The sequence below is a fragment of the Saccharococcus thermophilus genome (genome assembly GCF_011761475.1).
GTDB classification, from domain to species: Bacteria; Bacillota; Bacilli; order Bacillales; family Anoxybacillaceae; genus Saccharococcus; species Saccharococcus thermophilus.
This window is the reverse complement of sequence record NZ_JAASRS010000001.1, coordinates 91206-117048: the sequence shown is the minus strand read 5'-3', so window position 1 is coordinate 117048 and position 25843 is coordinate 91206. Positions and strand designations below refer to the sequence as shown.

43 protein-coding genes are annotated in these 25843 nt (G+C 43.7%); all 43 read left to right on the top strand.

Going from position 1 to position 25843, the window contains the following annotated elements:
• Positions 1–103: 103 nt before the first annotated feature.
• Positions 104–352 (top strand): 50S ribosomal protein L7ae-like protein, encoded by a 249-nt coding sequence (locus BDD39_RS00745; protein WP_166907255.1) that lies wholly within the window; start codon positions 104–106, stop codon positions 350–352.
• Between the two features lie 99 nt (positions 353–451).
• A complete protein-coding gene (gene rpsL, locus BDD39_RS00740; RefSeq protein WP_166907252.1) occupies positions 452–874 on the top strand; it encodes a 30S ribosomal protein S12 in 423 nt (140 codons plus the stop codon).
• Between the two features lie 39 nt (positions 875–913).
• A complete protein-coding gene (gene rpsG, locus BDD39_RS00735) occupies positions 914–1384 on the top strand; it encodes a 30S ribosomal protein S7 (RefSeq protein WP_017434021.1) in 471 nt (156 codons plus the stop codon).
• Positions 1385–1545: 161 nt separating this feature from the next.
• Entirely contained in the window at positions 1546–3624 is a 2079-nt protein-coding gene (gene fusA / locus BDD39_RS00730; protein ID WP_166907250.1) for an elongation factor G, read from the top strand.
• A 143-nt stretch (positions 3625–3767) separates the two neighbouring features.
• Positions 3768–4955 (top strand): elongation factor Tu, encoded by a 1188-nt coding sequence (tuf, locus tag BDD39_RS00725; RefSeq protein ID WP_166907246.1) that lies wholly within the window; start codon positions 3768–3770, stop codon positions 4953–4955.
• Positions 4956–5262: 307 nt separating this feature from the next.
• Positions 5263–5571 carry a 30S ribosomal protein S10 gene (rpsJ, locus tag BDD39_RS00720; protein WP_003247558.1) on the top strand — a complete coding sequence of 103 codons (309 nt, stop codon included), beginning with the start codon at positions 5263–5265 and terminating at the stop codon, positions 5569–5571.
• A 20-nt stretch (positions 5572–5591) separates the two neighbouring features.
• The gene (rplC, locus tag BDD39_RS00715) at positions 5592–6227 is read left to right on the top strand and encodes a 50S ribosomal protein L3 (RefSeq protein WP_166907244.1); all 636 of its coding nucleotides are present in this window, start codon (positions 5592–5594) and stop codon (positions 6225–6227) included.
• A 29-nt stretch (positions 6228–6256) separates the two neighbouring features.
• Complete coding sequence (rplD, locus tag BDD39_RS00710; RefSeq protein WP_166907242.1) at positions 6257–6880, top strand: 50S ribosomal protein L4; 624 nt, start codon at positions 6257–6259, stop codon at positions 6878–6880.
• Positions 6880–7167, top strand: a complete 288-nt coding sequence (gene rplW, locus BDD39_RS00705) for a 50S ribosomal protein L23 (protein WP_166907240.1) — start codon at positions 6880–6882, stop codon at positions 7165–7167. Before rplD ends, rplW begins: the two co-directional genes overlap by 1 nt.
• A gap of 27 nt (positions 7168–7194) precedes the next feature.
• Positions 7195–8025, top strand: a complete 831-nt coding sequence (rplB, locus tag BDD39_RS00700; protein WP_166907238.1) for a 50S ribosomal protein L2 — start codon at positions 7195–7197, stop codon at positions 8023–8025.
• Between the two features lie 57 nt (positions 8026–8082).
• Positions 8083–8361, top strand: a complete 279-nt coding sequence (gene rpsS, locus BDD39_RS00695) for a 30S ribosomal protein S19 (protein WP_003247570.1) — start codon at positions 8083–8085, stop codon at positions 8359–8361.
• Positions 8362–8379: 18 nt separating this feature from the next.
• Positions 8380–8721, top strand: coding sequence for a 50S ribosomal protein L22 (rplV, locus tag BDD39_RS00690; RefSeq protein WP_012748888.1), 342 nt, complete (start codon positions 8380–8382; stop codon positions 8719–8721).
• 3 nt (positions 8722–8724) lie between these two features.
• Positions 8725–9381 (top strand): 30S ribosomal protein S3, encoded by a 657-nt coding sequence (gene rpsC / locus BDD39_RS00685; RefSeq protein ID WP_166907236.1) that lies wholly within the window; start codon positions 8725–8727, stop codon positions 9379–9381.
• Positions 9382–9383: 2 nt separating this feature from the next.
• Positions 9384–9818 carry a 50S ribosomal protein L16 gene (rplP, locus tag BDD39_RS00680; protein WP_017434012.1) on the top strand — a complete coding sequence of 145 codons (435 nt, stop codon included), beginning with the start codon at positions 9384–9386 and terminating at the stop codon, positions 9816–9818.
• The gene (gene rpmC, locus BDD39_RS00675; RefSeq protein ID WP_043903323.1) at positions 9808–10008 is read left to right on the top strand and encodes a 50S ribosomal protein L29; all 201 of its coding nucleotides are present in this window, start codon (positions 9808–9810) and stop codon (positions 10006–10008) included. The genes rplP and rpmC overlap by 11 nt, the downstream gene beginning before the upstream one ends.
• A gap of 23 nt (positions 10009–10031) precedes the next feature.
• The gene (gene rpsQ, locus BDD39_RS00670) at positions 10032–10295 is read left to right on the top strand and encodes a 30S ribosomal protein S17 (protein WP_003247581.1); all 264 of its coding nucleotides are present in this window, start codon (positions 10032–10034) and stop codon (positions 10293–10295) included.
• A 50-nt stretch (positions 10296–10345) separates the two neighbouring features.
• Entirely contained in the window at positions 10346–10714 is a 369-nt protein-coding gene (gene rplN / locus BDD39_RS00665; RefSeq protein WP_008881934.1) for a 50S ribosomal protein L14, read from the top strand.
• A 37-nt stretch (positions 10715–10751) separates the two neighbouring features.
• On the top strand, positions 10752–11063 hold the full coding sequence (gene rplX, locus BDD39_RS00660; RefSeq protein WP_043903325.1) for a 50S ribosomal protein L24: 312 nt from the start codon (positions 10752–10754) through the stop codon (positions 11061–11063).
• 27 nt (positions 11064–11090) lie between these two features.
• Entirely contained in the window at positions 11091–11630 is a 540-nt protein-coding gene (gene rplE, locus BDD39_RS00655) for a 50S ribosomal protein L5 (protein WP_166907234.1), read from the top strand.
• A 34-nt stretch (positions 11631–11664) separates the two neighbouring features.
• On the top strand, positions 11665–11850 hold the full coding sequence (locus BDD39_RS00650) for a type Z 30S ribosomal protein S14 (protein WP_003247599.1): 186 nt from the start codon (positions 11665–11667) through the stop codon (positions 11848–11850).
• 33 nt (positions 11851–11883) lie between these two features.
• Entirely contained in the window at positions 11884–12282 is a 399-nt protein-coding gene (gene rpsH / locus BDD39_RS00645; RefSeq protein ID WP_012748893.1) for a 30S ribosomal protein S8, read from the top strand.
• A 31-nt stretch (positions 12283–12313) separates the two neighbouring features.
• Positions 12314–12850 (top strand): 50S ribosomal protein L6, encoded by a 537-nt coding sequence (gene rplF / locus BDD39_RS00640; protein WP_166907232.1) that lies wholly within the window; start codon positions 12314–12316, stop codon positions 12848–12850.
• Between the two features lie 32 nt (positions 12851–12882).
• Positions 12883–13245, top strand: a complete 363-nt coding sequence (gene rplR / locus BDD39_RS00635) for a 50S ribosomal protein L18 (protein WP_043903328.1) — start codon at positions 12883–12885, stop codon at positions 13243–13245.
• A 19-nt stretch (positions 13246–13264) separates the two neighbouring features.
• Positions 13265–13765, top strand: a complete 501-nt coding sequence (gene rpsE / locus BDD39_RS00630) for a 30S ribosomal protein S5 (protein ID WP_017434005.1) — start codon at positions 13265–13267, stop codon at positions 13763–13765.
• A 13-nt stretch (positions 13766–13778) separates the two neighbouring features.
• Positions 13779–13967, top strand: a complete 189-nt coding sequence (gene rpmD / locus BDD39_RS00625) for a 50S ribosomal protein L30 (RefSeq protein ID WP_017434004.1) — start codon at positions 13779–13781, stop codon at positions 13965–13967.
• Between the two features lie 23 nt (positions 13968–13990).
• Complete coding sequence (rplO, locus tag BDD39_RS00620) at positions 13991–14431, top strand: 50S ribosomal protein L15 (protein ID WP_017434003.1); 441 nt, start codon at positions 13991–13993, stop codon at positions 14429–14431.
• Positions 14431–15723: a preprotein translocase subunit SecY gene (secY, locus tag BDD39_RS00615; RefSeq protein WP_166907230.1), complete on the top strand. Its 1293-nt coding sequence runs from the start codon at positions 14431–14433 to the stop codon at positions 15721–15723. The genes rplO and secY overlap by 1 nt, the downstream gene beginning before the upstream one ends.
• 50 nt (positions 15724–15773) lie before the next feature.
• Positions 15774–16424: an adenylate kinase gene (locus BDD39_RS00610; RefSeq protein WP_166907228.1), complete on the top strand. Its 651-nt coding sequence runs from the start codon at positions 15774–15776 to the stop codon at positions 16422–16424.
• Positions 16424–17170 carry a type I methionyl aminopeptidase gene (gene map, locus BDD39_RS00605; protein ID WP_166907226.1) on the top strand — a complete coding sequence of 249 codons (747 nt, stop codon included), beginning with the start codon at positions 16424–16426 and terminating at the stop codon, positions 17168–17170. Before BDD39_RS00610 ends, map begins: the two co-directional genes overlap by 1 nt.
• A gap of 102 nt (positions 17171–17272) precedes the next feature.
• Complete coding sequence (gene infA, locus BDD39_RS00600) at positions 17273–17491, top strand: translation initiation factor IF-1 (protein WP_003247618.1); 219 nt, start codon at positions 17273–17275, stop codon at positions 17489–17491.
• 34 nt (positions 17492–17525) lie between these two features.
• On the top strand, positions 17526–17639 hold the full coding sequence (rpmJ, locus tag BDD39_RS00595; protein WP_003247619.1) for a 50S ribosomal protein L36: 114 nt from the start codon (positions 17526–17528) through the stop codon (positions 17637–17639).
• Positions 17640–17659: 20 nt separating this feature from the next.
• A complete protein-coding gene (gene rpsM, locus BDD39_RS00590; RefSeq protein WP_017433999.1) occupies positions 17660–18025 on the top strand; it encodes a 30S ribosomal protein S13 in 366 nt (121 codons plus the stop codon).
• A 25-nt stretch (positions 18026–18050) separates the two neighbouring features.
• Complete coding sequence (rpsK, locus tag BDD39_RS00585) at positions 18051–18443, top strand: 30S ribosomal protein S11 (protein WP_166907223.1); 393 nt, start codon at positions 18051–18053, stop codon at positions 18441–18443.
• 177 nt (positions 18444–18620) lie between these two features.
• Positions 18621–19565: a DNA-directed RNA polymerase subunit alpha gene (locus BDD39_RS00580; protein ID WP_166907221.1), complete on the top strand. Its 945-nt coding sequence runs from the start codon at positions 18621–18623 to the stop codon at positions 19563–19565.
• A gap of 164 nt (positions 19566–19729) precedes the next feature.
• The gene (gene rplQ, locus BDD39_RS00575; RefSeq protein WP_017433996.1) at positions 19730–20092 is read left to right on the top strand and encodes a 50S ribosomal protein L17; all 363 of its coding nucleotides are present in this window, start codon (positions 19730–19732) and stop codon (positions 20090–20092) included.
• Between the two features lie 132 nt (positions 20093–20224).
• Positions 20225–21064 (top strand): energy-coupling factor ABC transporter ATP-binding protein, encoded by an 840-nt coding sequence (locus BDD39_RS00570; protein WP_166907219.1) that lies wholly within the window; start codon positions 20225–20227, stop codon positions 21062–21064.
• A complete protein-coding gene (locus BDD39_RS00565) occupies positions 21040–21915 on the top strand; it encodes an energy-coupling factor ABC transporter ATP-binding protein (RefSeq protein WP_166907216.1) in 876 nt (291 codons plus the stop codon). The genes BDD39_RS00570 and BDD39_RS00565 overlap by 25 nt, the downstream gene beginning before the upstream one ends.
• Positions 21905–22702 (top strand): energy-coupling factor transporter transmembrane component T family protein, encoded by a 798-nt coding sequence (locus BDD39_RS00560; RefSeq protein ID WP_166907214.1) that lies wholly within the window; start codon positions 21905–21907, stop codon positions 22700–22702. The genes BDD39_RS00565 and BDD39_RS00560 overlap by 11 nt, the downstream gene beginning before the upstream one ends.
• Before the next feature lie 13 nt (positions 22703–22715).
• Positions 22716–23462, top strand: coding sequence for a tRNA pseudouridine(38-40) synthase TruA (gene truA, locus BDD39_RS00555; RefSeq protein ID WP_166907211.1), 747 nt, complete (start codon positions 22716–22718; stop codon positions 23460–23462).
• A gap of 151 nt (positions 23463–23613) precedes the next feature.
• Positions 23614–24051, top strand: a complete 438-nt coding sequence (gene rplM, locus BDD39_RS00550) for a 50S ribosomal protein L13 (RefSeq protein WP_166907208.1) — start codon at positions 23614–23616, stop codon at positions 24049–24051.
• 21 nt (positions 24052–24072) lie between these two features.
• Positions 24073–24465 carry a 30S ribosomal protein S9 gene (gene rpsI / locus BDD39_RS00545; RefSeq protein WP_166907205.1) on the top strand — a complete coding sequence of 131 codons (393 nt, stop codon included), beginning with the start codon at positions 24073–24075 and terminating at the stop codon, positions 24463–24465.
• Between the two features lie 122 nt (positions 24466–24587).
• Positions 24588–25028, top strand: a complete 441-nt coding sequence (locus BDD39_RS00540; RefSeq protein WP_166907202.1) for a YbaK family protein — start codon at positions 24588–24590, stop codon at positions 25026–25028.
• A gap of 66 nt (positions 25029–25094) precedes the next feature.
• Positions 25095–25805, top strand: a complete 711-nt coding sequence (cwlD, locus tag BDD39_RS00535) for an N-acetylmuramoyl-L-alanine amidase CwlD (protein ID WP_166907200.1) — start codon at positions 25095–25097, stop codon at positions 25803–25805.
• Positions 25806–25843: the final 38 nt, after the last annotated feature.

The window sequence follows — 25843 nt, the reverse complement described above, 5'->3', positions numbered from 1 at the left end:
TTGCTGGCAACAAATTGTTTGAAAACATAGTTGACAACGCCTTGTGAAAATGATAGTCTAATAAAGGTGTTCCAAAAACCTGGTACTTTGGAGGATATGTTACATGTCTTATGAAAAAGTATTACAGGCTGGAAAAATTGTCGTTGGAACAAAACAAACAGTAAGAGCTCTGAAAGAAGGAAAAGCGCTCGAAGTGATCATTGCCGAGGATGCGGATCCATCCATCATTGAAAAGGTGATGGAAGCGGCAAAAGAGGCAAACGTTCCTGTTACAAAAGTAGATTCGATGAAAAAACTGGGAAAAGCGTGCAAAATTCAAGTAGGAGCAGCTGCTGTAGCGATTCTTGGTTAAAAACCGTTTTGGTTTTTATCTTAAAAACCTTTTTTGTATAAATAATGAACCGCCTGGATATGTGGGCTTAAGTTTATGTGTGAAGGGAGGACATTTAACATGCCTACAATTAACCAATTAGTCCGCAAAGGACGCGAGAAAAAAGTAGTAAAATCCAAATCCCCTGCGTTGAATAAAGGGTACAACAGCTTTAAAAAAGAGCAAACAAACGTTCCTTCGCCACAAAAACGCGGTGTTTGCACACGTGTTGGTACGATGACCCCGAAAAAGCCAAACTCTGCGCTTCGTAAATATGCGCGTGTTCGTTTGACGAACGGTATCGAGGTAACGGCTTATATCCCTGGTATCGGCCATAACTTGCAAGAACACAGCGTTGTATTAATTCGTGGCGGACGTGTTAAAGACTTGCCAGGGGTACGCTATCACATCATTCGTGGTGCCCTTGATACAGCAGGTGTGGCAAACCGTATGCAAGGTCGTTCGAAATACGGTGCGAAAAAGCCAAAAGAATCGAAAAAATAATAAAGTAAATCGGATTTTTTACTGAAAGGAGGAAAAACTATGCCACGTAGAGGTCCAGTTGCGAAACGTGACGTACTACCAGATCCAATTTACAATTCGAAACTAGTAACCCGTCTAATCAATAAAATTATGGTGGACGGAAAAAAATCAAAAGCGCAAAAAATTCTTTACACGGCATTTGATATAATCCGCGAACGTACGGGTAAAGATCCTATGGAAGTATTTGAACAAGCATTAAAAAATGTGATGCCTGTTTTAGAAGTTCGTGCACGCCGCGTCGGTGGGGCAAACTATCAAGTTCCTGTTGAGGTTCGTCCAGATCGCCGTGTGTCGTTAGGACTTCGTTGGTTAGTGCAATACGCTCGTCTCCGCGGCGAAAAAACGATGGAAGAGCGTCTTGCGAATGAAATTATGGACGCGGCAAACAACACTGGTGCAGCGGTGAAAAAACGCGAAGATACGCACAAAATGGCGGAAGCAAACAAAGCGTTTGCTCACTATCGTTGGTAATAACCCGTCTTTATTATTGGTGTACCATTAAGGAAATAGGTGATGGCAGTAAAAGAAGCTTGCTGCCCATTCACCTATATTCCTATATTATGATTTTGTATTCTTTTCTAAGCTGATTATGATACATGATACTTATTTGAAGGAAGGAGAAAATAACCACCATGGCAAGAGAGTTCTCCTTGGAAAACACTCGTAACATTGGGATTATGGCGCATATTGACGCCGGTAAGACGACAACAACGGAGCGCATCTTGTTCTATACAGGACGTGTTCATAAGATCGGTGAAGTCCATGAAGGCGCGGCTACAATGGACTGGATGGAACAAGAGCAAGAACGCGGGATTACCATTACTTCTGCGGCAACAACAGCGCAATGGAAAGGTCATCGCATTAACATCATTGACACACCAGGGCACGTAGACTTCACGGTAGAAGTAGAACGTTCCCTTCGCGTGCTTGATGGTGCGATCACCGTTCTTGACGCGCAATCCGGCGTAGAACCGCAAACAGAAACGGTTTGGCGTCAAGCGACTACGTACGGAGTTCCACGTATCGTATTCGTCAACAAAATGGATAAAATCGGCGCTGACTTCTTATATTCGGTAAAAACGCTTCATGACCGCTTGCAAGCAAACGCACATCCAGTGCAATTACCAATCGGTGCGGAGGACCAATTCTCCGGCATTATTGACCTCGTCGAAATGTGCGCTTACCATTATCATGATGAGCTTGGCAAAAATATTGAACGCATTGAAATTCCGGAAGAATACCGCGATATGGCGGAAGAATATCATAACAAGCTCATTGAAGCAGTTGCGGAATTAGATGAAGAGCTGATGATGAAATATTTAGAAGGGGAAGAAATTACAAAAGAGGAATTGAAAGCTGCGATTCGCAAAGCGACGATCAGCGTAGAATTCTTCCCTGTGTTCTGCGGTTCCGCATTTAAAAACAAAGGTGTTCAATTGCTGTTAGATGGAGTAATAGATTATTTGCCATCTCCAGTCGATATTCCGCCAATTAAAGGTGTCGTACCGGATACGGAAGAGGAAGTCGTTCGTGAAGCAAGCGATGACGCTCCATTCGCAGCATTAGCGTTTAAAATTATGACAGACCCTTACGTTGGTAAGTTAACGTTCTTCCGCGTGTACTCTGGTACGCTCGATTCCGGTTCTTATGTCATGAACTCGACGAAGCGCAAGCGTGAACGTATCGGTCGTCTCCTGCAAATGCATGCGAACCACCGTCAAGAAATTTCGAAAGTATATGCCGGTGACATCGCGGCAGCAGTAGGTTTAAAAGATACAACAACAGGCGATACTCTATGTGATGAAAAGAACATTGTTATACTAGAATCAATGGAATTCCCTGAACCAGTTATTTCGGTAGCAATTGAACCGAAATCGAAAGCGGACCAAGACAAAATGGGTCAAGCATTGCAAAAACTACAAGAAGAAGACCCTACATTCCGCGCTCATACAGATCCGGAAACCGGCCAAACGATCATTTCTGGTATGGGTGAGCTTCACCTAGACATTATCGTTGACCGTATGCGCCGTGAATTCAAAGTGGAAGCAAACGTTGGTGCTCCACAAGTTGCGTATCGTGAAACGTTCCGCAAATCGGCGCAAGTCGAAGGAAAATTCATCCGTCAATCCGGTGGTCGTGGTCAGTACGGTCACGTTTGGATCGAATTCTCGCCAAACGAACGCGGAAAAGGATTCGAGTTCGAAAACGCGATTGTCGGTGGGGTTGTCCCGAAAGAATATGTACCGGCAGTACAAGCAGGTCTTGAAGAAGCAATGCAAAACGGGGTTCTTGCCGGATATCCAGTGGTCGATATTAAAGCGAAACTATTTGATGGTTCTTACCATGATGTCGACTCGAGTGAAATGGCGTTCAAAATCGCAGCTTCGTTAGCATTGAAAAACGCTGCGACAAAATGTGACCCTGTGCTGCTTGAGCCAATCATGAAAGTCGAAGTAGTAATCCCAGAAGAATATCTTGGCGATATTATGGGCGACATCACTTCCCGCCGCGGACGAGTAGAAGGAATGGAAGCCCGCGGTAACGCACAAGTGGTCCGCGCGATGGTTCCACTTGCGGAAATGTTTGGATATGCTACTTCGTTGCGTTCTAATACGCAAGGACGCGGAACATTCTCAATGGTATTTGACCATTATGAAGAAGTTCCGAAAAACATTGCAGATGAAATCATCAAAAAAAATAAAGGTGAATAATTGATTTCTCTGCATAGTTTCGATATAAATACTTATGTAAGACTTGGGAACAAATACAATCTGTATTTGTTCCCAGGCATCCTATATATTTTATTTATATAAACCATTAAAATTATATTCTAATTTTAAGGAGGATATTTCTCATGGCTAAAGCGAAATTCGAACGTACGAAACCACACGTCAACATTGGTACTATCGGCCACGTTGACCATGGTAAAACGACGTTAACTGCTGCGATTACAACGGTTCTTGCAAAACAAGGTAAAGCAGAAGCAAGAGCTTACGACCAAATCGACGCAGCTCCAGAAGAACGTGAACGCGGTATCACGATCTCTACTGCACACGTTGAGTATGAAACTGACAAACGCCACTATGCGCACGTTGACTGCCCTGGCCACGCTGACTACGTGAAAAACATGATCACAGGTGCAGCGCAAATGGACGGCGCGATCCTTGTTGTATCTGCAGCTGACGGCCCAATGCCACAAACTCGTGAGCACATTCTTCTTTCTCGCCAAGTAGGTGTGCCATACATCGTTGTATTCTTGAACAAATGCGACATGGTAGATGACGAAGAATTATTAGAACTAGTTGAAATGGAAGTTCGCGATCTATTATCTGAATATGACTTCCCAGGCGATGAAGTACCTGTTATCAAAGGTTCTGCATTAAAAGCGCTTGAAGGCGATCCACAATGGGAAGAAAAAATTATTGAATTGATGAATGCGGTTGACGAATACATTCCAACTCCACAACGTGAAATTGATAAACCATTCATGATGCCAATTGAAGACGTATTCTCGATCACTGGTCGTGGTACGGTAGCAACTGGCCGTGTAGAACGCGGTACGTTAAAAGTTGGTGACGCTGTAGAAATCGTTGGTCTTTCTGATGAACCAAAATCTACAACGGTTACTGGTGTAGAAATGTTCCGCAAACTTCTTGACCAAGCAGAAGCTGGTGACAACATCGGTGCGCTTCTTCGCGGTATTTCCCGTGACGAAGTAGAACGCGGTCAAGTACTTGCGAAACCAGGTTCTATCACACCACATACAAAATTTAAAGCGCAAGTTTACGTTTTAACAAAAGAAGAAGGTGGACGTCATACTCCATTCTTCTCTAACTACCGTCCACAATTCTACTTCCGTACAACAGACGTAACAGGCATCATCACGCTTCCAGAAGGCGTTGAAATGGTTATGCCTGGCGACAACGTTGAAATGACAGTAGAATTAATCGCGCCAATCGCGATCGAAGAAGGTACAAAATTCTCGATCCGTGAAGGCGGACGTACAGTAGGCGCAGGTTCCGTATCTGAAATCATTGAATAATGACGCTTGCGTCCTAGCTTAAAAACAAGCAGGTTTGCCGATGTGCAAACCTGCTTTTCTTTTTTTATGCATTTTTTTCGACAGGTTGAAAATGGACATTTGGCTATGTATAATTAAGAAGTGCGCAGAAAAACGAAGAAATAGCTTGCAATCCCGTTTACATATCTGTATAATATCAAATGTTGGTCTTTGACTGCGATGAAGTGGAAGGTTGCTGACACACCCGGTTGCTTTGCCATGACGAGTGTGCAGGAAATTTCCATGGAGAATGTCTATTTTGAAAATAGGCGAAGAAGGAGGGAAAACAATGGCAAAAGAAAAAATTCGTATCCGTTTAAAAGCTTACGATCATCGAATTCTTGATCAATCTGCGGAAAAAATCGTAGAAACAGCAAAACGTTCCGGTGCAAAAGTATCTGGACCGATTCCATTGCCAACGGAAAGAACTGTTTATACGATTTTGCGCGCTGTTCACAAGTACAAAGATTCTCGTGAACAATTCGAAATGCGTACACATAAACGTTTGATCGATATCGTAAACCCTACTCCACAAACAGTAGATTCTTTAATGCGCCTTGATTTGCCATCTGGCGTTGATATTGAAATTAAACTTTAATTAAGCAGGAGGTGTGACGAATGACCAAAGGAATCTTAGGGAGAAAAATTGGTATGACGCAAGTATTCGCGGAAAACGGCGATTTAATTCCTGTAACCGTCATCGAAGCGACTCCAAACGTTGTATTGCAAAAGAAAACAATTGAAAAAGACGGTTATGAAGCGATCCAATTAGGATTCGAGGATTTAAGCGAAAAACGGGCAAATAAACCGCAAATCGGCCATGCCGCAAAAGCGAATACTGCACCTAAGCGCTTCATCCGTGAAATTCGCGGCGCAAATGTCGACGAATATGAAGTTGGTCAGGAAGTCAAAGTAGATATTTTTGCTGAAGGCGATATTGTCGATGTTACTGGAATTTCAAAAGGGAAAGGATTCCAAGGTGCGATTAAACGGCACGGTCAATCGCGCGGACCAATGGCACACGGTTCTCGCTATCATCGCCGTCCTGGTTCGATGGGTGCGATTGCGCCAAACCGCGTATTCAAATCAAAAGAATTGCCAGGCCGTATGGGTGGCGAACGTGTAACGATCCAAAACTTAAAAATTGTGAAAGTCGATCCAGAACGCAACCTTCTTCTTATCAAAGGAAACGTACCTGGTCCAAGAAAAGGTTTAGTGATCGTAAAAAGCGCAGTAAAAGCGAAAGCAAAATAACATTTTGCTAGGAAAGGAGGAACTATCCAATGCCAAAAGTAGCATTGTATAACCAGAACGGAGAAACAATCGGTGAAATTGAACTGAACGATTCCGTTTTTGGTATTGAGCCAAATAAATATGTGTTATTCGAAGCGGTCATTATGCAACGCGCTTCGTTGCGTCAAGGAACGCATAAAACAAAAAATCGTGCGGAAGTAAGTGGCGGTGGCCGCAAACCATGGCGCCAAAAAGGAACAGGCCGCGCTCGTCAAGGTTCAATTCGCGCTCCTCAATGGCGTGGCGGTGGTACAGTATTCGGTCCGGTTCCACGCAGCTATAGCTATAAGTTGCCGAAAAAAGTCCGTCGCTTAGCAATTAAATCCGCGTTATCTTCCAAAGTTCTTGAAAACAACATTGTTGTTTTAGACAACTTAACATTAGAAGCGCCAAAAACAAAAGAAATGGTGAAAATCTTAAATAATCTTTCTGTTGATCGCAAAGCGTTAATTGTAACCGATGATGTGAACGAAAATGTTGCACTATCTGCACGCAATATTCCTGGCGTTACCGTGGTTACAGCGAACGGTATAAACGTTCTTGATGTATTAAATCATGATAAACTTGTAATCACGAAAGCGGCCGTGGAGAAAGTAGAGGAGGTGCTTGCATAATGAAAGATCCTCGTGATATCATTAAGCGCCCCATCATCACGGAAAACACGATGAATTTAACAGCGCAAAAAAAATATACGTTTGAAGTAGATGTAAAGGCGAATAAAACCGAAGTAAAAGACGCTGTGGAAAAAATCTTCGGCGTGAAAGTAGAGAAAGTCAACATTATGAACTACAAAGGGAAATTTAAACGCGTTGGCCGTTACAGCGGTTATACGAACCGTCGCCGCAAAGCGATTGTAACGTTAACGCCAGACAGCAAAGAGATCGAATTGTTTGAAGTATAAGTTTAAAAGCGAAGGAGGGAAACCAACATGGCGATTAAAAAATATAAACCGACATCAAACGGTCGTCGTGGCATGACAGTGCTTGATTTCTCAGAAATCACAACAGATCAGCCGGAAAAATCGTTGCTTGCACCACTGAAGAAAAAAGCGGGCCGCAACAACCAAGGGAAAATTACAGTGCGCCATCAAGGCGGCGGTCATAAACGTCAATATCGTATTATTGACTTTAAACGTGATAAAGATGGAATTCCAGGCCGCGTTGCTACAATTGAGTATGATCCAAACCGTTCCGCAAACATTGCATTAATTAACTATGCAGACGGTGAAAAACGTTATATTATTGCGCCGAAAAACCTTAAAGTAGGCATGGAAATTATGTCTGGGCCAAATGCGGACATTAAAGTTGGTAACGCATTGCCGCTTGAAAATATCCCAGTTGGTACGCTTGTACACAATATTGAGCTGAAACCAGGAAAAGGCGGCCAGTTAGTTCGCGCAGCTGGTACATCGGCACAAGTGCTTGGGAAAGAAGGAAAATACGTTATCGTTCGTCTTGCTTCTGGCGAAGTGCGCATGATTTTAGGTGCTTGCCGTGCAACAGTTGGAGAAGTAGGTAACGAACAGCATGAGCTTGTCAACATCGGTAAAGCAGGTCGTGCTCGTTGGTTAGGTATTCGTCCAACAGTTCGTGGTTCGGTTATGAACCCTGTTGATCACCCACACGGTGGTGGTGAAGGTAAAGCACCAATCGGACGCAAATCACCAATGACTCCTTGGGGCAAACCAACACTTGGATTTAAAACTCGTAAAAAGAAAAATAAATCGGATAAATTTATTATTCGCCGTCGTAAAAAATAACGGGGTTGAACTACGGTTCTTAAGAACCGTAGCACAATCACGAAGGGAGGTTCATTTATGGGTCGCAGCTTAAAAAAAGGTCCGTTTTGTGATGAGCATTTAATGAAAAAAATCGAAAAATTAAATGAAACAGGACAAAAACAAGTGATTAAAACATGGTCTCGTCGTTCGACAATTTTCCCACAATTTGTTGGTCACACCATCGCCGTATATGATGGACGCAAACATGTACCGGTTTATATTACAGAAGACATGGTCGGACACAAACTTGGCGAATTCGCACCGACGCGTACGTTCCGAGGCCACGCTGGCGACGATAAGAAAACAAAACGTTAATGAGAGGAGGTTCAACCTATGCAAGCTAAAGCTGTTGCGAGAACAGTTCGTATTGCTCCTCGTAAAGCACGTTTAGTGATTGACTTGATTCGAGGAAAAGAAGTTGGTGAGGCAGTTGCCATTCTTCGCCACACGCCAAAAGCTGCTTCTCCGATTATTGAAAAAGTGTTAAAATCCGCGGTAGCAAACGCTGAACATAACTATGACATGGACGTGAACAAACTGGTCATTACGGAAGCATATGTGGATGAAGGTCCAACGTTGAAACGTTTCCGTCCGCGCGCAATGGGTCGTGCAAGCGCGATTAATAAACGCACAAGCCATATCACCATCGTTGTTTCAGAAAAGAAGGAGGGATAATCAGTGGGTCAAAAGGTGAATCCGGTCGGTCTCCGCATCGGCATTATTCGTGACTGGGACTCTAGATGGTACGCTGAAAAAGATTATGCGGACCTTTTACATGAGGATCTGAAAATCCGTGAGTACATTAATAAACGCTTGCAAGATGCTGCAGTATCTCGCATTGAAATTGAACGTGCGGCAAACCGCGTCAATATTACGATTCATACGGCAAAACCTGGCATGGTCATCGGTAAAGGCGGTTCAGAGGTAGAATCGCTCCGAAAAGCGTTAACGCAATTAACAGGCAAACGCGTTCATATCAACATCGTTGAAATTAAAAAGCCAGACTTAGATGCGAAACTAGTAGCGGAAAATATTGCTCGCCAATTAGAAAACCGCGTTTCCTTCCGTCGTGCGCAAAAACAAGCTATTCAACGCGCAATGCGCGCAGGTGCAAAAGGGATTAAAACGATGGTATCCGGTCGTCTTGGCGGTGCTGATATCGCTCGTTCGGAACATTATAGCGAAGGAACTGTTCCACTCCATACACTTCGCGCTGACATCGATTACGGAACGGCAGAAGCGGATACAACATACGGAAAAATCGGCGTAAAAGTATGGATTTATCGTGGAGAGGTCCTTCCGACAAAAAAGAAAACTGAGGAAGGAGGAAAATAATTATGTTAATGCCAAAACGCGTAAAATATCGTCGTGAACATCGCGGACGTATGAAAGGTCGCGCAAAAGGCGGCACGGAAGTACATTTCGGTGAATACGGATTGCAAGCGTTGGAATCTGCTTGGATTACCAACCGCCAAATTGAGGCAGCTCGTCGTGCGATGACTCGTTATATGAGACGTGGCGGTAAAGTATGGATTAAAATTTTCCCTTCTAAACCATATACAGCAAAACCATTGGAAGTGCGGATGGGTTCCGGTAAAGGTGCTCCTGAAGGTTGGGTAGCGGTTGTTAAACCTGGTAAAGTAATGTTTGAAGTTGGCGGTGTTTCAGAGGAAGTAGCGCGTGAAGCATTGCGTCTTGCTTCTCACAAACTTCCGATCAAATGCAAATTCGTAAAACGCGAAGAAATTGGTGGTGAAGCAAATGAAAGCTAAAGAAATTCGTGATCTTACCACTGCCGAAATTGAACAAAAAATTAAAGCGCTGAAAGAAGAATTATTCAACCTTCGCTTCCAATTGGCAACAGGACAATTGGAAAACACAGCACGCATTCGCCAAGTGCGTAAAGATATCGCACGCATGAAAACGATCATCCGCGAAAGAGAGATCGCTGCCAATAAATAAACGTTTGAGAGGAGGTTTGCGAAATGAGTGAACGCAATCAACGCAAAGTGTATGTCGGTCGCGTTGTATCCGACAAAATGGATAAAACGATTACGGTTCTCGTTGAGACATACAAAAAACATCCGCTTTACGGCAAACGCGTAAAATATTCGAAAAAATATAAAGCGCATGACGAAAATAACATTGCAAAAGTTGGCGACATCGTAAAAATTATGGAAACTCGCCCGCTTTCGGCAACAAAACGTTTCCGTTTAGTAGAAATCGTGGAAAAAGCAGTTATCGTTTAATCATATCGATGTTTGGATCGGTGATATAATTCCGAAAGGAGGTTTCGTCGATGATTCAACAAGAATCTCGCTTAAAAGTGGCTGATAACTCAGGTGCACGGGAAGTGCTTGTTATTAAAGTTTTAGGTGGCTCTGGTCGCCGCTATGCAAACATTGGCGATGTTGTCGTTGCGACGGTCAAAGATGCGACACCAGGTGGCGTTGTTAAAAAAGGTCAAGTCGTAAAAGCAGTAGTTGTCCGTACGAAACGCGGTGTTCGCCGTTCGGATGGTTCTTACATCCGTTTTGACGAGAATGCTTGCGTGATCATTCGTGATGACAAAAGCCCACGTGGTACGCGTATTTTCGGACCAGTGGCCCGCGAATTGCGCGATAAAGACTTTATGAAAATTATTTCTTTAGCTCCGGAAGTAATTTAACGGAAAGGAAAAGCCTTTCAAGGAGGTGCGAACTGCGATGCATGTTAAAAAAGGTGATAAAGTACAAGTAATCTCCGGTAAAGATAAAGGGAAACAAGGCGTTATTCTTGCGGCATTTCCTAAGAAAAACCGCGTTATTGTTGAAGGTGTAAATATCGTCAAAAAACATGCGAAACCATCTCAAGCAAATCCACAAGGCGGTATTATCACAAAAGAGGCACCAATTCACGTATCCAAAGTAATGCCTTTAGATCCGAAAACAGGAACTCCAACTCGCGTTGGATATAAAATTGTCGACGGCAAAAAAGTACGTTATGCGAAAAAATCTGGTGAGATTTTAGATAAATAATCGTGATGTCAGAAAGGAGGTACTCTTATGAACCGCCTAAAAGAGAAATACGTAAAAGAAGTGGTACCTGCTCTTATGGGCAAGTTTAATTATAAATCTATTATGCAAGTCCCAAAAATTGAAAAAATCGTCATCAACATGGGTGTTGGTGATGCGGTACAAAATCCAAAAGCACTTGACAGCGCAGTGGAAGAATTAACATTGATCGCTGGTCAGCGTCCAGTTGTTACTCGTGCGAAAAAATCGATCGCTGGATTCCGTCTTCGTGCAGGAATGCCAATCGGTGCGAAAGTAACATTGCGTGGAGAACGCATGTATGAGTTTTTAGATAAATTGATTTCTGTATCTCTTCCGCGTGTTCGTGACTTCCGTGGCGTATCGAAAAAGTCGTTTGATGGCCGCGGCAACTACACGTTAGGGATTAAAGAACAATTAATTTTCCCTGAAATCGACTATGATAAAGTCAATAAAGTGCGCGGCATGGATATCGTGATTGTTACGACTGCAAACACGGATGAAGAAGCTCGCGAACTTTTAACATTGCTCGGCATGCCATTCCAAAAATAATGAATCCCATTCGTAAAGCAAGGGAGGCGAAATCGTGGCTAAAAAATCAATGATTGCGAAACAAAAACGTACGCCAAAGTTTAAAGTAAGAGCGTATACTCGCTGCGAACGCTGCGGCCGTCCGCACTCCGTTTATCGCAAATTTAAACTTTGCCGTATTTGTTTCCGTGAACTAGCATATAAAGGTCAACTTCCAGGCATTAAAAAAGCAAGCTGGTAATCAACCCGTGAATTGGGAAGGAGGTAAAACATAATGGTGATGACAGATCCAATTGCTGATATGCTTACTCGCATTCGTAATGCGAACATGGTACGTCACGAAAAGTTAGAAGTGCCGGCTTCGAAAATGAAACGTGAAATCGCGGAAATTTTAAAACGCGAAGGGTTCATTCGTGATGTGGAATACATTGAAGATAATAAACAAGGCATTCTTCGCATTTTCTTAAAATACGGTCCAAATAACGAACGTGTAATCACTGGATTAAAACGCATTAGCAAACCTGGTTTGCGCGTTTATGTTAAAGCGCATGAAGTGCCTCGCGTATTGAACGGATTAGGAATTGCAATTCTTTCTACATCGCAAGGCATTTTAACGGATAAAGAAGCGCGTCAAAAAGGAACTGGCGGCGAAGTAATCGCATACGTATGGTAATTCATTTTGTTAAGAATGGAGGTGTTTGTACATGTCACGTGTCGGTAAAAAGCCAATTGAAATTCCGTCTGGTGTAACAGTAACGGTGAACGGCAATACCGTTACAGTGAAAGGGCCAAAAGGCGAATTAACTCGCACTTTTCACCCTGATATGACTATCAAAGTAGAAGATAATGTGATCACAGTTACTCGTCCAAGCGACGATAAATTCCATCGTGCGCTTCATGGTACGACTCGCAGCTTGCTTGCAAACATGGTAGAAGGTGTATCCAAAGGGTACGAAAAAGCACTTGAGCTGGTTGGTGTCGGATACCGTGCGGCGAAACAAGGCAAAAAACTTGTCCTTAGCGTCGGTTTTTCTCATCCGGTAGAAATTGAACCGGAAGAAGGATTAGAAATTGAAGTTCCTTCGCAAACAAAAATCGTTGTAAAAGGTGCAGATAAACAACGTGTTGGCGAACTTGCCGCGAACATTCGCGCGGTGCGTCCACCTGAGCCGTACAAAGGTAAAGGAATTCGCTACGAAGGTGAAGTTGTACGTCTTAAAGAAGGTAAAACTGGTAAATAACGCGGCTTAGCGAAATGAAAGGAGTGACATAAATGATCACGAAAGTTGATAGAAACGCAGTTCGTAAAAGAAGACACGCACGCGTTCGTAAAAAAATATTTGGAACTGCTGAGCGTCCACGCTTAAATGTGTTCCGTTCCAACAAACACATTTATGCGCAAATTATTGATGATATGAAAGCTGTGACAATTGTCAGTGCTTCAACGCTAGATAAAGAATTTGACCTAGAATCGACTGGAAATATTGAAGCGGCGAAAAAAGTCGGTGAATTAGTGGCAAAACGGGCATTAGAAAAAGGCATTAAAAAAGTGGTGTTTGACCGCGGCGGATATTTATATCATGGACGGGTAAAAGCACTTGCCGATGCCGCTCGTGAAGCAGGCTTAGAATTTTAATCATAAAGGAGGGACAAAGATGCGTCGTATCGATCCAAATAAACTTGAACTCGAAGAGCGCGTAGTAGCGGTGAACCGTGTTGCAAAAGTAGTAAAAGGTGGACGTCGTTTACGCTTTTCCGCATTAGTCGTTGTCGGCGATAAAAACGGCCATGTCGGTTTTGGTACGGGGAAAGCACAAGAAGTTCCGGATGCGATTCGCAAAGCGATTGAAGATGCAAAGAAAAATTTAATTGAAGTACCGATCGTTGGCACAACGATCCCTCACGAAGTGATCGGCCATTTTGGCGCTGGAAAAATCATTTTAAAACCTGCATCCGAAGGTACAGGGGTTATCGCCGGTGGTCCGGCACGTGCCGTATTGGAGTTAGCGGGCATCAGCGATATTCTTTCTAAATCAATCGGTTCAAACACGCCAGTGAACATGGTGCGCGCTACTGTGGACGGATTAAAACAATTAAAACGTGCTGAAGATGTAGCGAGATTGCGCGGCAAAACAGTTGAGGAACTGTTAGGATAAGGAGGGAAATACAGTGGCAAAAAAATTAGCGATTACCCTCACTCGCAGCGTTATCGGTCGTCCGGAAGACCAACGGATTACTGTTAAAACATTAGGCTTACGGAAAATGCATCAAACTGTCATTCATAATGATAATCCTGCGATCCGCGGGATGATTAACAAAGTCGCACACCTTGTCAAAGTAAAAGAAATTGAAGAATAATGATCATAAGGAGGTGCTTCGCCATGAAACTTCATGAATTACAACCAGCACCGGGTTCCCGGAAAGAACGTAATCGCGTCGGTCGCGGTATCGGTTCTGGTAACGGCAAAACATCTGGCAGAGGTCAAAAAGGTCAAAATGCCCGCTCTGGCGGTGGGGTACGCCTCGGTTTTGAAGGTGGTCAAACTCCTTTATTCCGTCGTCTTCCAAAACGCGGTTTCACCAATATCAACCGCAAAGAATATGCCATTGTTAACCTTGACAAGTTAAACCGTTTTGAAGACGGAACAGAAGTAACGCCTGAGTTGCTGCTCGAAACAGGTGTCATCAGCAAATTGAAATCAGGTGTGAAAATTTTAGGCAAAGGACAAATTGAGAAAAAGCTAACGGTAAAAGCACATAAATTCTCTGCTTCTGCAAAAGAGGCAATCGAAGCTGCTGGCGGTAAAACTGAGGTGATTTAATGTTTCGGACAATCTCCAACTTTATGCGCGTCGGTGACATAAGAAAAAAAATCATCTTTACTCTTCTTATGCTTATTGTATTTCGAATTGGAACGTTTATCCCGGTTCCGAATGTAAACACCGATGTACTAAAAGTGCAGGATCAGCTGAACGCTTTTGGTGTTCTTAACATATTCGGTGGCGGGGCTTTGCGAAACTTCTCGATTTTCGCAATGGGCGTTATGCCGTATATCACAGCATCCATCATCGTGCAGCTACTGCAGATGGATGTTGTTCCTAAATTTACGGAGTGGTCGAAGCAAGGTGAGGTTGGACGACGTAAATTAGCTCAGTTTACCCGCTATTTTACGGTCATTTTAGGTTTTATTGAGGCGCTTGGAATGTCGTATGGTTTTAACCGTATGGCGTCAGGAGCGCTCATTAAAGACCCTGGTATACCAACCTATTTATTAATTGCTACGGTTTTAACAGCTGGAACGGCATTTCTTATGTGGCTTGGTGAACAAATCACTGCGAAAGGCGTAGGAAACGGCATTTCCGTTATTATCTTTGCCGGGATCGTTTCCGGTATCCCTGCCGTGCTGAACCAAATATACGCACAGCAATTTGAAAATGCCGGCCAAGATTTGTTTTTGCGCATTGTGAAGATTCTGCTACTTGTGCTAGCAATCGTTGCCGTTATTGTTGCTGTTATTTACATTCAGCAAGCATTCCGAAAAATTCCGATTCAATATGCAAAACGATTGGAAGGACGGAGTCCGGTTGGTGGACATTCCACCCATTTGCCGCTGAAAGTCAATCCAGCGGGAGTTATTCCGGTGATTTTTGCTGTGTCGTTTCTTCTTGCTCCACGGACAATTGCATCGTTTTTTGGCTCGAATGATGTAACATTGTGGATTCTAAAAACATTTGACTATACGCACCCAGTTGGCATGGTTATTTACGTGCTATTAATTATCGCCTTTACGTATTTCTATGCCTTTGTTCAAGTCAACCCCGAACAAATGGCGGACAATTTGAAAAAACAAGGCGGTTATATCCCGGGGATACGTCCAGGGAAAAACACACAGGAGTATGTCACCAAAATTTTATATCGGCTTACATTTGTCGGTTCGCTATTTTTAGCAGCAATTGCGGTTCTGCCTGTGTTCTTTATCAATTTTGCTAATTTACCACCTTCCGCTCGCATCGGTGGAACCAGCTTGCTCATTGTCGTCGGTGTTGCGCTCGAGACAATGAAACAGCTAGAAAGCCAGCTTGTGAAACGTCATTATCGAGGTTTTATTAAATAAAGAGGTCAGGAGCAACCGCCCTTGCCTCTTAGAGTTGAGGGGGAGCGAGGATGAATTTAGTACTAATGGGTTTGCCTGGTGCCGGAAAAGGTACTCAAGCGGAGAGAATTGTTGAAGCATATGGAATTCCGCATATTTCCACTGGTGATATGTTCCGTGCGGCCATTAAAGAGGGAACACCATTAGGATTGAAAGCGAAAGAATACATGGATCGCGGTGATCTTGTTCCGGATGAAGTGACCATCGGCATCGTTCGCGAGCGTTTAAGCAAAGAGGATTGCCAAAAAGGATTTTTGCTAGATGGGTTCCCGCGGACGGTTGCCCAGGCGGAAGCGTTAGAAAACATTCTTGCCGAATTAAACCGCTCGATTGATTATGTCATTCATATTCACGTAGATAAAGATATTTTAATGGAGCGGCTGACAGGAAGAAGAATTTGCAAAAATTGTGGCGCAACGTACCATCTTGTATTTAATCCGCCGGCAAAGCCAGGCGTTTGTGATAAATGCGGCGGCGAACTGTACCAACGCGCCGATGATAACGAAGAGACGGTAGCCAACCGGCTTGAAGTCAACTTCAAACAAATGCAGCCGTTGCTGGATTTTTACGAGAGAAAAGGATATTTACGTCACATTAACGGACAGCAAGATATTGAAAAAGTGTTCGCAGATATTCGTGAACTTCTCGGAGGATTACAATAATGATTATTTGCAAAACTCCGCGTGAAATTGAAATCATGCGCGAGGCCGGAAAAATTGTGGCGCTGACCCGAAAAGAATTAGAAAAGCATATTCGTCCTGGGATTACAACGAAAGAGTTGGATGCTATTGCGGAAGAAGTGATACGCCAACACGGTGCCATCCCTTCGTTTAAAGGATACAACGGATTTCCAGGAAGCATCTGTGCTTCCGTAAATGAAGAGCTTGTTCACGGGATCCCTGGCGACCGGGTATTAAAGGAAGGCGATATCATTAGTATTGATGTCGGTGCCCAATATAATGGCTATCATGCCGACTCCGCATGGACGTATCCTGTTGGGGAAATCGCGGCAGAAACGAAAAAACTCCTTGAAGTAACGGAAAAATCCTTATATATAGGATTAGAAGAAGCGAAACCAGGTGCCCGTTTGTCCAATATTTCTCACGCGATTCAAACATATGTGGAATCTCACCATTTTTCGATTGTTCGCGAGTATGTTGGACACGGAATTGGTCAAGACTTACATGAAGACCCGCAAATACCGCATTATGGTCCGCCGAATAAAGGACCTCGTTTAAAACCAGGAATGACGTTATGTATTGAACCGATGGTCAATGCGGGCAGCCGCTATGTAAAAACACTTGCTGATAACTGGACCGTTGTTACGGTAGACGGAAAGATGTGTGCCCATTTTGAGCATACAATTGCCATTACAGAAAATGGTTATGAAATTTTGACAACCCTCTAATATAATCATGATGGACACAGATTGTGGAGCCGTTGGCGAAATGGTGTTCGTTCGGTTTTTCGTAACACTATGTTACTCATTCGAAGGAGGGAGAGCCGCTCGATGGCTAAAGACGATGTAATTGAAGTGGAAGGCACTGTAGTCGAAACATTGCCAAACGCGATGTTTCGTGTAGAATTAGAAAATGGCCACACTGTATTGGCGCATGTCTCTGGTAAAATTCGCATGCATTTCATTCGGATTTTACCTGGAGATAAAGTTACGGTAGAATTATCTCCGTACGATTTGACACGTGGTCGAATCACGTATCGTTATAAATAATGAAAGCACTCCGTTCGACAGGGAGGTAAAAAAGATGAAAGTAAGACCATCTGTGAAACCTATTTGCGAAAAATGTAAAGTTATTCGCAGACGTGGTAAAGTTATGGTGATTTGCGAAAATCCAAAACATAAACAACGACAAGGGTAATCTTTAAGGAGGTGTACAATATGGCACGTATTGCAGGTGTAGATATTCCACGTGATAAACGTGTAGTTATTTCGTTAACTTATATCTACGGAATCGGCAAACCAACCGCACAAAAAATCTTGAAAGAAGCAGGCGTATCCGAAGATACTCGCGTTCGTGACTTGACAGAAGAAGAATTGGGAAGAATTCGCGAGATCGTCAGCCGCTTGAAAGTAGAAGGAGATCTTCGTCGCGAAGTATCGTTAAATATTAAACGTTTAATTGAGATCGGATGCTATCGTGGCCTTCGCCACCGTCGCGGCTTGCCAGTTCGCGGTCAAAATACGAAAAACAATGCTCGGACACGTAAAGGCCCACGCCGTACCGTAGCGAATAAGAAAAAATAATTAAGCAAAGGAGGTAATTCCACGAATGGCAGCACGTAAAACAAATACACGCAAACGTCGTGTAAGAAAAAATATTGATACCGGTATTGCCCATATTCGTTCCACTTTTAACAATACGATCGTAACGATTACAGATGTTCACGGAAATACGATTGCTTGGTCCAGCGCTGGCGCATTAGGTTTTAAAGGTTCTCGTAAATCAACACCGTTTGCGGCGCAAATGGCAGCAGAAGCAGCTGCAAAAGCTTCGATGGAACATGGAATGAAAACGGTAGAAGTAAACGTTAAAGGACCTGGTGCTGGTCGTGAGGCAGCGATTCGTGCATTGCAAGCAGCCGGATTGGAAATTACAGCGATTAAAGACGTAACTCCTATCCCGCACAATGGATGCCGTCCGCCAAAACGTCGCCGTGTGTAATATCCCTGTATAGAATTTGTATCCTTGTCAATAATGGGATATGATAAGTATCATGATGTACAGGGAAAATATTGCTTAGCCATTTACACATTTGGGAACTTATTCATGGGGGAATTTCGATTAGGCGTGTATCGTTTGGTCGGGGTCTCGACGTTTTGAAGGAGGGTATAATAATCGATGATTGAAATTGAAAAGCCGAAAATCGAAACGGTTGAAATCAGCGAAGATGCCAAATATGGCAAATTCGTCGTCGAACCGCTTGAGCGTGGATATGGTACAACTTTGGGTAACTCCTTACGTCGTATCCTATTATCTTCACTCCCTGGTGCTGCTGTGACATCGGTACAAATAGATGGTGTGCTGCATGAGTTCTCAACGATTGATGGCGTCGTGGAAGATGTGACAGCAATCATTTTGAACATAAAAAAATTAGCGTTAAAGATTTACTCCGATGAAGAAAAAACGTTAGAAATTGATGTACAGGGTGAAGGAGTTGTCACAGCTGCTGATATTACTCACGACAGCGATGTGGAAATTTTAAACCCGGACCTTCATATTGCTACGTTGGCAGAAGGCGGGCGTTTGCGCATGAGAATGACCGCCAAACGAGGACGTGGGTATGTTCCAGCTGAGGCCAACAAGCGCGAGGATCAGCCAATAGGCGTTATCCCTATCGATTCGATTTATACACCTGTTTCACGTGTTTCTTATCAAGTAGAAAATACGCGTGTCGGACAGGTGACGGACTATGATAAGTTAACCATTGATGTGTGGACAGATGGAAGCATCGGACCGAAAGAAGCTATTTCTCTCGGCGCGAAAATTTTAACCGAGCACTTAAATATTTTTGTCAATCTGACAGATGAAGCGCAACATGCGGAAATCATGGTAGAAAAAGAAGAAGACCAAAAAGAAAAAGTGCTCGAAATGACAATTGAAGAGCTGGATCTTTCTGTCCGTTCCTATAACTGCTTGAAGCGTGCTGGCATTAACACGGTTCAAGAACTGACGCAAAAAACAGAAGAAGATATGATGAAAGTGCGCAATCTCGGTCGCAAATCTTTAGAAGAAGTAAAAGCGAAGCTGGCTGAGCTCGGGCTTAGCTTGCGTAAAGATGACTAGTTAACGTTGTTTAACTAGTATTTTCATGTTACAATTCATGGACACAAAAAACCTGGACCTGAGTCATCGGGATGAAGAGGGAACCAGTTTTGAACCGATCATTTGGCTAAATAAGAGATTTGCATCGGATATTTAGCGAAAATGTTAAAAAGGAGGGACACTTTATGTCATACAGAAAATTAGGACGTACAAGCGCTCAACGCAAGGCATTGCTTCGAGATTTAGCAACAGATTTAATTATTAACGAGCGTATTGAAACAACAGAGGCGCGTGCGAAAGAATTGCGCTCGGTGATTGAAAAAATGATCACGCTTGGCAAGCGCGGTGATTTGCATGCTCGTCGTCAAGCGGCGGCATTTATCCGTAAAGAAGTAGCAAACAGCGAAACTGGTCAAGACGCGCTGCAAAAACTGTTCAGCGACATTGCACCGCGTTATCAAGATCGCCAAGGCGGTTATACTCGCATTATGAAACTTGGTCCTCGCCGTGGCGATGGGGCGCCAATGGTGATTATTGAACTAGTGTAAAGCAGTTCTGTTGACTAACAAGGGCGAGACAGTTTATTTCGAACTGGATCTATGCCCTTTTTTTATTTTCCCTTTTTGTAGTAGAGTAGAGATGAGAGAGATGTGAGATAGAAGAGACAAGGAGAAGGAATGATGGCAGAAACTATTTTATCCGTAGAAAAACTATATTTTCGCTATCCTAACCAATCTGATTATGCGGTGCAAAATGTAACGTTCCAAGTGGAGCGCGGGGAATGGCTGGCGATTGTCGGTCATAATGGGTCAGGAAAATCGACGATTGCGAAGCTATTAATCGGATTGTTAAAGCCGGAAAGCGGTGTGATTAAGCTGTTTCACCATGTGCTCGATGAACAGACGGTCTGGGAAATCCGTCGCCGCGTTGGCATGGTGTTTCAAAATCCGGATAATCAGTTTGTCGGAACGACGGTAGAAGATGATGTGGCTTTTGCCCTCGAAAACAACGGGATTCCTCGCGACGAAATGGTCAAAAGAGTCCATGAAGCGATTCGGCAAGTTCATATGGAAGAGTTTCTCCACCATGAGCCGCATCATCTTTCCGGCGGTCAAAAGCAACGTGTAGCGATCGCAGGCATTCTTGCGCTGCGGCCTGATATTATTATTTTGGATGAAGCTACATCGATGCTCGACCCAAAAGGCAGGCAAGAAGTGCTAGAAACCGTACGCGACTTAAATAAAAAACAGCGCATCACCGTATTGTCGATCACCCATGACCTAGAGGAGGTTGCAAAGGCAGACCGCGTGATTGTCATGAACAAAGGGGAAATCATGACGGAAGGCACGCCAAAACAAATATTTATGCTTGGCACCAAACTGGAGCGAATCGGTTTAGACTTGCCGTTTGCTGTCAAAATGAGAGATCGGCTAAAGCAGAGTGGGATTCCCTTGACTCAAAGCTATTTTACGATAGAGGAGTTGGTAGAGGAATTATGGACATTATATTCGAAAAAGTAGAGCATGTGTATAATGCCAACTCACCGTTTGCCCGCCGCGCGTTATACGATATTGACATCATGATCGAAAGCGGGTCTTACGTGGCCATCATCGGTCATACTGGCTCAGGGAAGTCCACGCTGCTGCAGCATTTAAACGGTTTGCTTCAGCCGACAAGTGGAACCGTAAAGATTGGAGACCAAACGATTACGAGTAAAAAACGCCAAAAAGACTTAAAACCGCTTCGCAAAAAAGTCGGCATCGTCTTTCAATTTCCGGAACATCAGCTATTTGAAGAGACGGTGGAAAAGGATATATGTTTCGGGCCGATGAATTTTGGCGTGCCTGAGGAGGAGGCCAAAAAGAAGGCAAGGGAGCTGATTAAACTAGTCGGACTTCCGGAAGATGTATTAAACAAGTCGCCGTTTGATTTAAGCGGCGGACAAATGCGCCGTGTTGCGATTGCCGGGGTGCTGGCGATGGAACCGGATGTCATTGTGTTGGACGAGCCGACGGCTGGCTTAGACCCGCGCGGACGAAAAGAAATCATGGAAATGTTTTACCACCTTCATCGTGAAAAACAGCTGACAACCGTGCTAGTTACCCATAGCATGGAGGACGCCGCCATGTATGCGGATTATATGATTGTGATGCATCAAGGAACGGTATGGAAAAGGGGAACCCCGGAACAAATTTTCCAAGACAGCGATGATTTGGCGCAAATCGGCCTCAGCGTGCCGGAAACGGTGCGGCTAAAACAGGAATTAGAAAAACGGTTGGGGGTTACCTTGCCATCTCCATGCTTAACGATCGAACAAACGGTAGATGCGGTGCAAAAATTATTTTCCAAGGTGAACGCCTATGATAAATAGTATGATTATCGGCAAATATGTGCCCGGCAATTCGGTCATTCACCGCATGGATCCGCGTGCCAAACTGTTAATCATCTTTATGTACGTATTTATTGTTTTTTTGGCCAATAATAGCGCCACGTATGCCGTATTAACGGTATTTACCTTTGGTTTTCTCGCATTGTCACGCATCCCATTATCGTTTGTGATTAGAGGTTTAAAACCGATTATATGGATTATTGTCATTACGTTCTTATTGCATGTTTTCATGACAAAAGAAGGGGACGTGCTATACCATATCGGTTCCTTTTCGATTTACGAGGGTGGTGTGAAGCAAGGAATTTTTATTTCGCTTCGCTTTCTGCTGCTCATTATCATTACCACCTTATTAACCTTAACCACCACCCCGATCGAAGTGACAGATGGAGTGGAAAGCCTGCTGGGACCATTGAAAAAAATGCGCGTTCCGGTTCATGAGCTGGCATTAATGATGTCCATTTCCCTTCGTTTTATCCCGACGTTAATGGAGGAAACGGAAAAAATCATGAAAGCACAGACGGCACGCGGTGTCGATTTTACCGGAGGCCGATTTTCCGACAGAATGAAGGCGATTGTGTCCCTGCTTGTTCCGCTGTTTATCAATTCATTTAAACGCGCTGAAGAACTGGCAACCGCCATGGAAGCACGCGGCTATCGCGGCGGCGAGGGAAGAACGAAATTTCGTCAGCTGACATGGAAATGGACCGATACGGTTTTTCTAATAGCGGTATTTCTGCTGGCCGTTGTGTTGTTCGTATTACGTTCATAGCGAGGAGGCAATGATGAATAAACGGATGAAATGTACGCTTGCCTATGACGGTACACATTTTTCCGGCTATCAAGTTCAGCCTGGTAAGCGCACGGTGCAAGGGGAATTAGAAAGAGTGCTGACACAAATGCATAAAGGACAGACGGTGCGTGTAACCGCTTCAGGAAGGACCGATGCCGGCGTTCATGCATGCGGGCAAGTGATCCATTTCGATACGTCTTTATCGCTTTCCCCACAACAATGGAAAAAAGCATTAAACGCTCTATTGCCGGACGATATCGTCATTAAACATATACAAGAGGTCGATGCTTCTTTTCATGCCCGTTTTGCTGCCAAGGCAAAAGAATATCGGTACAAAGTGAGAAATGCTGAGGAACGCGATGTGTTTTTACGCCATTACTGCTATCATTATCCGTATAGACTAGATATCGAGGCAATCAAGCAGGCATTGCGATTCATAGAGGGAACACATGACTTTACTAGTTTTTGTTCAGCAAAAACGGATGTGGATGATCGCGTACGCACTATTTATCAAGCAGACGTAGCCGTCAATCAAGAGATGTTGGAATTTCGCCTGATTGGCAGCGGATTTTTATATAATATGGTGCGGATTATCGTTGGAACGGTTTTAGAAGTTGGACAAGGAAAGCGGAGTGTAGACAGCATATCAACTATTTTGGCAGCAAAAGACCGGCGGCTCGCCGGTCCGACAGCCCCTCCTCAAGGTCTGTATTTATGGAAAGTATATTATGACAACTAGTCCTGGTGTAACATTTTCTTGACATCGATATGCTAAAGAGATATTATATCATATGGTATGTATTTTTCCACGATTAGCCCCGGAAAGTAATCGTGTTGAAATAAATCGATCGTAAATTGCTTGTTTATTTTTTATTTTAGGAGGGAATGGAATGCGTACAACTTACATGGCGAAGCCGAATGAAGTAGAACGCAAATGGTACGTTGTGGACGCTGCTGGCAAAACGTTAGGACGCCTTGCAAGTGAAGTAGCAGCAATTTTGCGCGGTAAACATAAACCAACATTCACCCCACATGTGGATTGCGGCGATCATGTCATTGTGATCAATGCAGATAAAGTGGAATTAACAGGAAAAAAATTAACAAAAAAACTATATTATCGTCACAGCTTGCATCCAGGTGGATTAAAAGTAAGAACGGCATTAGAAATGCGTACAAATTATCCAGAGCAAATGATCGAAAGAGCGGTACGCGGAATGCTTCCAAAAGGCCGCTTAGGTCGTCAAATGTTTAAAAAATTGCATGTATACCGCGGGAACGAACATCCGCATCAAGCACAAAAACCAGAAGTTTATGAAATTCGCGGATAATCGATGAAGGAGGGTATTATTTTGGCACAGGTACAATATTACGGAACAGGTCGTCGCAAAAGCTCTGTTGCACGCGTGCGCCTAGTTCCAGGTGACGGACGCATTATCGTGAACAACCGTGACATTCGTGACTATATCCCAACGGAAGCGTTAATCGAAGTGGTGAAACAACCGCTAGTGTTAACAGAAACGTTAGGGAACTATGATGTATTAGTAAACGTAAAAGGCGGCGGATTTGCCGGCCAAGCAGGCGCGATTCGCCACGGCATCGCCCGCGCGTTATTGCAAGTAGATCCGGATTATCGTCCGGTGCTGAAACGCGCAGGATTATTAACACGCGATGCTCGCGTGAAAGAACGGAAAAAATACGGTCTCAAAGGTGCCCGCCGCGCTCCACAATTCTCAAAACGCTAATTGTATTTTTCCACAAATCCCAGCCATATCGGCTGGGATTTTTTTCTTTACTTCTCCGTTTTGATTCACGCATGTTTAGGATAAATCGTTGAAAACTACATCCTAAAGGAGCGTGAAAGAACATGAATGTCATTACTTCATTTAAAGAAAAGAAACAGGAAAAACAAGTATTATACGAACGAAAAATGCTGCGTGAGCTGTCGCTAGAAAAGCTAAAAACGAAAGTCATTGAACATTTTAGCCCTTTTTATCAGATGTATCGTGTACTCCCATCCATTATTGAAGAAGGTTGTGTCGATATCGCGATTGAAGCATATTTGCTTGGCGCGAGCTATAGCCGGTTTGGTTACTATGGGGAGCCGGCAGAAAGCGTAAGAAGGCGATGTGCGCAAGAGGAAAAATACTTAATCGATACATTATTCGATTTCCTTTGCTTTTGGGGGAATATCGATGACGGATTGATAAGCGAATCGCTTTATTATACATGCGAGCATTATATCGTTTATTGGTGGATTGAAGGGTTTGAAAAAGGAAAAAAACGCCGGCGTTTGAAACTTCACTAAAAGAAGTTCTATTTTTGCCTCTTGTCCCATATAAGATAGAGAAGGGGAAACGCAGGAGGAGAAACAATGAAAGGAAAATGGTTGGGTGCTCTCGTTATTAGTTTTACCATTATTATTATTTTTTTCCAATATCTTTTTTCCGACCATACTTCGACAAAATCATGGAATCTTCCGCTATCTGGCAGGATTATCATTTTAGACCCCGGTCACGGAGGACCCGATGGCGGAGCTGTCGGCGGTGATGTGGTAGAAGAAGAAGTGACGCTGAAAGTGGCGGAGAAATTGCGAGACTACTTGCAGCAGCAAGGTGCGCTCGTGTTGATGACAAGGGAAACGGACAGCGACCTTGCCGATAAAGACACACGTGGCTACAGCCGGCGGAAAACCGAAGATTTGCGAAAGCGCGTGGCCTTTATTAATGAATCAGAGGCGGATTTATTTATTAGCATCCATCTCAATGCTATTCCTTCTCCGCGTTGGCGTGGAGCGCAAACCTTTTATTACGGTTCGCTAATCGAAAACGAACGGCTTGCAAAATTTATTCAGGCCGAATTGCGGCGCAATCTCGAAAATACGGATCGCGTCGCTAAATTGATTGATACGGTTTATTTGTTAAAGTATGCGAAAAAACCAGGCGCGCTCGTGGAAGTCGGCTTTTTATCCAATCCGGAAGAGCGGGAGCTTTTAGCTTCTGATCAATATCAAACAAAGCTGGCCGCATCGATATACAAAGGAGTGTTGCGATATTTTTCGAATGAAAAAAATCCCCCTGAATAGGGGATTCTTTTTTGCATAATGGCTATTCGATCACTGTA